Below are 8,072 nucleotides of genomic sequence, written 5' to 3' on the forward strand. Positions count from 1 at the left end.
GGTCCCCGTCCTCTTCGCGCTGATATTTTTTGACAAACACACCGAATCTCATATGTTGGGGGGTGTCCTGTGGGCGCCCCCCCGCCCACCCGTGACCGCGCTGGACGGCGATCGCGCCACGTTGATCGAGTTCGCGGGCTCCACCCGGACTCTGGAGCTCTCCGGCGTGGCGGACAAGCCCAGGGTCGGTGATCTCGTCGCGGTGCGCGGTACGGCATCCGGCGACGTGCTGGTGGTCGAGCGGCTTCGGCGGCTTTCCCGGTGAGGTTCATGGGTCTAGTGTCGAACTGGCGTTCGAGGGTGTGCAAGATCACGATCGAGTGATGTTTGTGGGTGGTGGCGACGGGTCGGCCCCCACGACACCCCGCCGGCGCGTCTGCGACCATCCACGCTGTGGCGGTTCCGCGAAGCCCGGTCAGGTGGGCGCTGGTGCTGCTGGTCGTGGGGCTGGCAGCCGTCGCGGCAGCGGTCGCGTTGTGGTGGCCGCGCACGTCCGCCGAGGTCCAGCGGGTCTCCGCCACCGTCGTGACCCCGGCCTCGTGCGGCGACGCGGACGCGTACGACCGGGTCGAACTGACGATCGGTGACCGGACGCACACCGCCAGGCTCGACGGGTGCGGCCACCAGCCGAACGAGGTCGTGGAGGTCGTCCTCCCGGCCGACACCAGCGGCGAGTTCACCGTCCAAGCCGCCGCCAGCGCGCCTGCCGGCATGCCGTTCGGGACCAGGCTGACGATGCTGCTGATGTGCCTGAGCGGTCTCGCCGGCGGCCTCTACGCCTACCTGCTGACCAGGCGTTCTCAGCCCACGGCCTCGGCCGGCGCCGCGTAGGTGTTGCACGACGACGTCACGCCCGTCGTGAACCCCTGCGACGCCCATTCGGCCTGGTTGTCCGGGTTGCCGTGGGCGTTCTTCTCGGCCGGCTCCTCCACGGCGTACTGGAAGTCCTCCGCCGCCTCCTGGGCCAACCCGGTGCCGAGCGACCCGGACGCCGCCACCAGGAACATCCCGGCGAAGCAGTTGGCCTGCAGCTCGATGCGCCGCGACATCTCCAGCCCCGCCGGCGTCGCCTCGCCCGCGTCGGAGATCTTGGAGTCCGCCGCGCGGAGCATCCCCGTCAACGCCTGCACGTGGTGCCCGTACTCGTGCGCCAACGTCGCCAGGTGCGACCCGGCGCGCTCGCCGCCGCCGTTGTCGCGCAGCCGCCGCGTGGGCATGTAGATGGTCCTGTTGCGACCGCAGTAGTACGCGACCGCCTCACTCTCCGCGGGCGCCGAGCCGCACGGCCCCTCGGCCAGCTCCGGCGAGGTGTCCAACGCGGGCGGGTCGAACGGCAGGTTCGCCTGCTCCAGCACCGGCCGCCACGCGTCGTCGAGGCACACCACACCGGCCTCGTAGTACGCCGACAGCTCCGCGTCCGACACCCCGAACGCCGGCAAAGCGCAGGTCACGACGGGCAGCCGCACGGGCGCGGTCAGCAACGGGTGGTCGGCCAGCCGGTGCACCGCACGCGGCCGCGGCGTCTCGGCCTCCGTGGTCTCCGGGACCCGCACGCCGGGCGCGGCCACCGCGCGGCCGTTGATCTGACGTGACGTCTCGAGCTGCGTGATGCCGCCGAGCCCCAGCACGCACAACACGATCAACGAGAACACGCCGACGAGGACGATCGGGTTGTTCCTGGGCTCCTCGGGCGTGTGCACGGTCCTCCAGTCGGGTCAGCTGACGTCCGCCGCGCTCGCCACCCAAGTGTTGCACGCGCTGGTCTCGTTGTTCTTGAACCCGTGGTTCACCCACGCCGCGTTGCGCTCGGGCGCGCCGTGGTCCCGGTTCGGGTAGATCGGGTAGTCGCCGCGGTTGCCCGCGTCGGTGAGCGCCACGGAGATCACGTCGCCGGGCACCGCGCCGTGCGACAGCGGCGCCAGCGTCATGCCGCCGAAGCACGTGGCCTGCAGTTCCTTGCGGCGGTTCAGGTCGAGGCCCTCGGGGGTGTCCCAGCCGCCCTTCTCGTACTGCGCCTGGCTGGCCGCGCGGAGGATGCCGGACAGCCACTGGACGTGGTGGCCGTACTCGTGGGCGAGCTGCCCCAGGTACTTGCCCGGGTGGTTGGGGTTGGCCGAGCCCTGCTCGTTGGCGTAGTGGTTCGGCGTCCAGTAGATGGTGCCGTCGCAGTACATGGCCGTGCGGTCCGGGCCCATGTTGCCGCACGTGGTCGTGACCTGCGAGGTCACCATGACCAGCTCGACCGGCTGGTAGGGCAGGTTCGCGCGTTCGAACGACGGCTTCCACATCGCCTCGATGCACGGCAGCGCGGCCCGGAGGAACCTGTCCTGCCCCGCGGGCGAGTAGTCCATCGACGGCAGGGGGCAGCCGTCGATGTTGAACGCGCCCAGCCCCGCGCCGTGGATGGGGTTGTCGCCCAGCGTGATGACGGCCCTGGGGCCGGCCTTGGGCGTGCTCGTCGACGCGGACCGCCTGCTGCTCTCCGTGGTGGCGGTCGTCGTCTCGGTGGTCGTGGTGGTGGGCTCGGGCGTGTACGTGTAGCTCGCGTAGCCGGCGTTGCCGGAGTCGCCGGCCTCCTTGGAGCCGCTGGTCGCGGCCACGATGCCGATCGTCGCGACGCCGAGCACGAGCAAGCCGACGACCAGCACCGCCACCAGGGGGCCCTTGCTCTTCCTGGGGGGCATCGGCGGGTACGGCATCGGCGCCGGGCCCCAACCCGGCGGCGGGCCGGGCGGCGGACCCCAGTGCGCGGGCGGCGGTTGCGGCGGGGCCGTCGGCGGCGGCATCACGGGCGGCGGACCGGGCCACGACGGGGGCTGCTGCTGCGGGCCGGGCGGCGGCATCGGGGCGGCCGGCCACGGCTGGTGCTGACGCGGTTGCTGCGGCTGACGGGGGTCCAGCGGCGCCGGCATCGGCGGCGGTCCGACCGGTCGCGGCGGTGGCCAGCCACCCGGCGGCGGTGGTTGCGTCATCGCTGGTCGTCCCCCATATCGCGGATGCCCGAATCAGCACAAGAGCTTAGGGGAACTCCGCTATCCTCCGCGGCCGTGTTGAAAAACTGGGGAGCGGCGGCCCTCTGCGCGGTCGCGCTGTGCGCGGGCATCGGCACGGCGTCGGCGCAGCCGGGCAGCACGGCCGGGCTGCCCGGGACGGTCGGCGCCGACGTGCGGCTCAAGCTGGAGCGCGACGGCAGGCTGACCGTGACCGAGGTGGTGACCGTTCCCGAGGGGAAGGCGGCCACGCGCGTCGTTCCGCTGCGCGTCCCCGTCGCCGCGGACCGGGACCGCGTGTTCCGGGTCGGCGATGTGGCCGTCGAAGGCAAGGGCACCGCTACAGCATCGGACGACGAGCTGACGATCGCACTCCAGGCGGGCACGTCCACCGTCAAGTACTCCGTGGTGGGCGCCGTCGCCAAGATCGGCGACACGCTGGAGCTGCGCTGGCAGCCCGCGAGCGGCTGGGACACCGCGCTGGACTCGGTGAAGGTCTCGGTGATCACGCCGGACGCGCCGCGGTCGGTGAACTGCCTGGCCGGCGAGCCGGGCACGGCCACGCCGTGCACCAGCGCGGACCTGGGCGACGGGCGCGGCGTGCGGGCGACCGAGATCGGCCTGGCCGCCGGTGAGCGGATCGACGTGGCGGTCGGGTTGCAGGAGGGTGCGGCGCCCGCGAACGCGCTGGTCGAGGAGACGTCGGGGTTGGCTGCGGCGTTCGCGTTGACGCCGTTGACCGGTGTGATGCTCGGTGTGCTCGTCGTCCTGCTGCTGTGCGGCGGGTTGTTGTTGTGGTACCTGCGCGGTCGTGACGCACGCGCGTTAGCCGGTGACGTCGGGCCGGTGAACGTGCTGGTCACGGACGGTTCCGGGCACGTGGCCTTCGCTTCGCCGGACGGCGTGCTGCCGGGTCAGGTGGGGACCGTCGTGGACGAGCACGTGGACGTGGTGGACGTGACCGCGACGATCGTGGACCTCGCCGTGCGCAACTACCTCTGGATCGAGGAGCTCGACGGGCACGACTGGCGGTTCGTGCGGCGCAACCCCGCCGACCCGTCGCTGTCCGGGTACGAGCGGGCGGTGTACGAGGCGTTGTTGCCCGACGGGGTGGACGCGTTGACGCTGTCCGAGCTGCGCGGCAGGCGGATCGACCTGTCACGCGTGCGGGACGAGCTGTACGCGGACGTGGTCGCGAAGAACTGGTTCACCCGCCGTCCCGACGCCGAGCGCACCCTGTGGTGGTGGGTCGGCACGGGGCTGGGTGTGCTGGGTGTCGTGTTGACGGTGGTGTTGGCGCTGGTCGGCGGGGCGGCGTTGTTCGGGCTGGTGGTCGTGGTGGCCGGGGTGGCGTTGGCGGTCGGCGCGCGGACCATGCCCGCGCGGACCAGGCGCGGCAGTGCCTTGTTGGAGCACGTGCGCGGGTTGCGCGGGTACTTGCACACGGCGACTCCCCAGGACATCCCGGAGTCGGATCGGGAAATGGTGTTCTCGCGGTCGCTGCCCTACGCGGTGGTGCTGGGGGAGGCGGAGCGGTGGCTGGCGGCGTTCTCGGGCACCCGGCCGGGGCTGTACTGGTTCGGCGAGGCCGAGCAGGGCGGTGACCTGCGGCGGTTCGCGCAGCGGTTCCCGGCGTTCCTCGGCGCGGTGGACGGCGTGCTGGCGCAGGCGGGGCACCTGCGGTCGCTGCGCGGCTGACCCGCGGTTCACTCGAACGTGATCTTGCGTTCCGTCGAACAGCAGTTCGACAATAACCGCATCCCCGAACCAGACCCGCGGGCGGCGGGCGAAGGGTCGGGGGTGCTCGGGCCGAAGTCACCCCGGTGTCCACGTGCGCCGGCTCCACCGGGTGGGCGGCCTGCTGAGACGGGCGTTGGTCCGGTCCGGGCACGGCGTGCTCCCGGTCCCGGGCCGGCCGCCCCGTCGCTGGTCGACCGGTCCCCGTTCGGTCGGTTCGCGCACGGCGTAGCGGGTCGTCGCGGCGGGCGGGCGACCATCGGGCCGGGCAGTGGTGTGAACCCGTAGGCTGCGTTCATGGCGCTACCCGAACTGCACAGGTTCACGCTTCCCAACGGTCTGCGGGTGGTGCTCGCACCCGACCGCAGCGCCCCGGTCGTCGGGGTGAGCGTGCACTACGACGTGGGCTTCCGCTCGGAGCCCGAGGGCCGCACGGGGTTCGCTCACCTCTTCGAGCACCTCATGTTCCAGGGCAGCGAGAGCCTGGAGAAGCTGGCCCACTTCCGGCACGTGCAGTCCTCGGGCGGCACGTTCAACGGGTCGACCCACCCCGACTACACCGACTACTACCAGGTGCTGCCGTCGGCGGCCCTCGAGCGGGCGCTGTTCCTCGAGGCCGACCGCATGCGGGCGCCGAAGATCACCGAAGAGAACCTGCGCAACCAGATCGACGTCGTGAAGGAGGAGATCCGACTCAACGTGCTGAACCGACCGTACGGCGGGTTCCCCTGGATCCTCCTGCCGCCGGTCCTGTTCCAGACCTTCCCCAACGCGCACAACGGCTACGGCGACTTCACCGACCTGGAGAACGCCACCGTGGACGACTGCGCCGCGTTCTTCGACACCTACTACGCGCCGGGCAACGCCGTGCTGACGGTGGCGGGCGACTTCGACCCCGACGAGGCGAAGGCGCTCGTCGAGAAGCACTTCGGTGACGTGCCCGCCCGACCGGTGGCGCCCCGGCCGTCGTTCGCCGAGGCCGCGCCGAAGGGCGAGCTGCGGGCCGAGCACACCGACAAGCACGCGCCGATGCCCGCCATCGCCGTGGGCTACCGCATCCCGGACCCGGTCGCCGAGGTCGAGGGCTACCTCACGTACCTGGTCCTGGCCGGTGTGCTGACCGACGGCGACGGGTCGCGGCTCCAGCAGCGGCTGGTGCACCGCGACGCGATCGTGGTCGACGTCGGCGCCGGGTGCGGTCTGTTCGGGCCGCTGGAGGCGCGCGACCCCGACACGTTCAGCATCACCGCGATCCACCCGCCGGAGGTCACCTCCGAGCAGGTGCTCGCGGCGGTGGACGAGGAGCTGCTGCGGTTGGCCGAGGAAGGGCCGACCGAGCAGGAGCTGGCGAAGGTCACCGCCCGCTGGGTGTCGACCATGCACCGGGAGCACGACCGGCTCACCAGCCGCACGCTGGGCCTCGGGTCGGCCGAGCTGCTGTTCGGGCGGGCCGAGCTGCTGTACGAGCTGCCGGACAAGCTGGCCGGCATCACCACCGACGAGGTCGCCGCGGCGGCCAAGGCGCTGCGGCCGGACTCGCGCGCCGTCCTGATCCTCAAGCCCGCCACCGGAGGTAACGAGTGAGCGCCCCGACCAAGCACCGCAGCGCCGAGGAGATCGGCCGTACGGAGCTAGGGCCTCGCCCGTTCCCCGAGCTGGGCGAGCAGCGGGCGGCGGCGGACCTGGACACGGTCGACACCACGTTGGCCAACGGCCTGCGGGTGCTCGCGGTGCGCCGGTCGTCGGTGCCGCTGGTGGAGGTGCGGCTGCGGATCCCGTTCGGGGACCCGGCGGCGAGCAGCGTCGGCTCGACGCACGCGGCCCGCGCCGAGGTGCTGGCGAACACGATCCTCACCGGCACCGCGACCCGGAGCCGGGTGGACGTGGACACGGAGCTGGCGCTGGTCGGCGGCGAGCTGGACGCGGTGGTCGACCCGGAGCGGCTGGCGCTGTCCGGCAACGCGCTGGTGTCCGGTTTCGGCACCGTGCTGGACGTGCTGCGGGACGTGCTCACCGGCGCGACCTACCCGGCGGACGAGGTCGAGCGGGAACGGGCCCGGTTGGTGGAGCGGATCCGGCTGGCGCGGTCGCAGCCGAACGTGATCGCCCGGGAGGCGTTGCAGCGCCACCTGTACGGCGACCACCCGTTCGCCAAGGAGATGCCTGAGGCCGACGAGGTCGCGGCGGTCACGCGGGACGACGTGCTCGCGCTGCACTCGGCGGCCGTGCTGCCGCGCGGGTCGGTGCTGGTCGTCGTGGGCGACGTGGAGCCGGACGCGGCGGTGCGCGCGGTCGAGGGGGCGTTGGGCGGCTGGACCGGTGAGGGCACGGCGGTGTCGTTGTCGCCGCTGCCGCCCGTGCGGGGTGGCGACGTGCTGCTGGTGCACCGCCCGGGAGCCGTGCAGTCCCAGATCCGCCTCGCCGGGCGCGGCCTGGTGCGGACCGACGAGCGGTACCCGGCGTTGCAGCTCGCGAACCTGGTGTTCGGCGGGTTCTTCTCGTCGCGGCTGGTGGAGAACATCCGGGAGGACAAGGGCTACACCTACGGCGCGCGGTCGCACCCGGAGTTCACGCCGGGCGGCGCGACGCTGCTGGTGGACGCCGACACCGCGAGCGAGGTGACGGCGGCGGCGCTGTTGGAGACCCGGTACGAGCTGGGTCGCCTGGGCCTGGTGCCGCCGACCGAGTCCGAGGTGGACACCGCGCGCCGCTACGCGGTCGGGTCGCTGCTGACCTCGACGTCGTCGCAGGGCGGGTTGGCGTCGTTCCTGGTGAACCTCGCCGGTCTGGGCCTGGACGTGGAGTGGTTCACCGGGCACCCGGCGCGGCTGGCGAGCGTCACGGTCGAGCAGGTCACGGAGGTGGCGTTGGAGTTCTTCGCGCCGACCGCGTTCACCGGTGTGCTGGTCGGTGACGCGGAGCTGCTGGCCCCGCAGCTGCGGGCGTTGGGCGGTGTGACCCTGCCGTGAGCTTCGAGTTGGTGGAACTGCCCGCCCTGTCGCGGTTCACGGTCAACCGGCAGGAGCCGTTGCGGGGTGACGCGGAGCGGCTCGGGCACCTGTGGCCGAAGGCGCGGGTCATCAGCGTGGACGCGCGCGGCCGCACGCTGGTGGCCGACCGGGGGTCGCGCCTGGTGGACCGTCCCGCGACCGATTTCGGCGACGGCCCGCCGGGCACGGCGGTGCTGCTCGGCGAGCAGGACGGCGTGGCGTACTGGGCGGTGCCGCTGACCGAGGACGAGACGGACGTCGGCGCGGGGGGCGGGCCGGGCGTGGGCGCGGCCGCCGGCACACTCCAACCCCATGAAGGCGGACACGCGGCCGGCCCGCCCGGGGCGCGAGCCCC

7 protein-coding genes and 1 pseudogene are annotated in these 8,072 nt (G+C 72.7%); 6 read left to right on the top strand and 2 right to left on the bottom strand.

Features of this window, described 5'->3' with window-relative positions:
- The coding region (locus ACFXGA_RS05035) for a hypothetical protein (protein ID WP_378084490.1) at window positions 1-265 on the top strand (265 nt) is incomplete at its 5' end.
- Window positions 266-393: 128 nt separating this feature from the next.
- Window positions 394-831, top strand: a complete 438-nt coding sequence (locus tag ACFXGA_RS05040; protein WP_378084491.1) for a hypothetical protein — start codon at window positions 394-396, stop codon at window positions 829-831.
- On the opposite strand, the gene ACFXGA_RS05045 is transcribed toward ACFXGA_RS05040, so the two are convergent.
- Together ACFXGA_RS05045 and ACFXGA_RS05050 are read right to left on the bottom strand one after the other, a co-directional pair.
- Window positions 801-1,700: a neutral zinc metallopeptidase gene (locus ACFXGA_RS05045; protein ID WP_378084492.1), complete on the bottom strand. Its 900-nt coding sequence runs from the start codon at window positions 1,698-1,700 to the stop codon at window positions 801-803. The two genes, ACFXGA_RS05040 and ACFXGA_RS05045, sit on opposite strands and share 31 nt — an antisense overlap.
- Before the next feature lie 15 nt (window positions 1,701-1,715).
- The gene (locus ACFXGA_RS05050) at window positions 1,716-2,684 is read right to left on the bottom strand and encodes a neutral zinc metallopeptidase (RefSeq protein ID WP_378084493.1); all 969 of its coding nucleotides are present in this window, start codon (window positions 2,682-2,684) and stop codon (window positions 1,716-1,718) included.
- Window positions 2,685-3,047: 363 nt separating this feature from the next.
- Here ACFXGA_RS05050 and ACFXGA_RS05055 point away from each other — a divergent pair, with 363 nt between their 5' ends.
- The 4 genes and pseudogenes from ACFXGA_RS05055 to ACFXGA_RS05070 all read left to right on the top strand — a co-directional run.
- Complete coding sequence (locus ACFXGA_RS05055; RefSeq protein ID WP_378084494.1) at window positions 3,048-4,688, top strand: DUF2207 domain-containing protein; 1,641 nt, start codon at window positions 3,048-3,050, stop codon at window positions 4,686-4,688.
- Between the two features lie 336 nt (window positions 4,689-5,024).
- On the top strand, window positions 5,025-6,311 hold the full coding sequence (locus ACFXGA_RS05060) for a M16 family metallopeptidase (RefSeq protein WP_378084496.1): 1,287 nt from the start codon (window positions 5,025-5,027) through the stop codon (window positions 6,309-6,311).
- A complete protein-coding gene (locus ACFXGA_RS05065) occupies window positions 6,308-7,696 on the top strand; it encodes a M16 family metallopeptidase (RefSeq protein WP_378084498.1) in 1,389 nt (462 codons plus the stop codon). Before ACFXGA_RS05060 ends, ACFXGA_RS05065 begins: the two co-directional genes overlap by 4 nt.
- A pseudogene (locus tag ACFXGA_RS05070) lies at window positions 7,693-8,072 on the top strand (hypothetical protein); the annotation flags it as partial. The gene ACFXGA_RS05065 and the pseudogene ACFXGA_RS05070, both read left to right, overlap by 4 nt.

Source organism: Actinosynnema sp. NPDC059335, from assembly GCF_042752395.1.
Classification (GTDB): domain Bacteria; phylum Actinomycetota; class Actinomycetes; order Mycobacteriales; family Pseudonocardiaceae; genus Actinosynnema.

Coding starts and splice junctions, on each gene's coding strand:
- ACFXGA_RS05050 (WP_378084493.1), bottom strand. CDS start 2,684: ATGCCCCCCAGGAAGAGCAAGGGCCCCCTGGTGGCGGTGCTGGTCGTC.
- ACFXGA_RS05060 (WP_378084496.1), top strand. CDS start 5,025: ATGGCGCTACCCGAACTGCACAGGTTCACGCTTCCCAACGGTCTGCGG.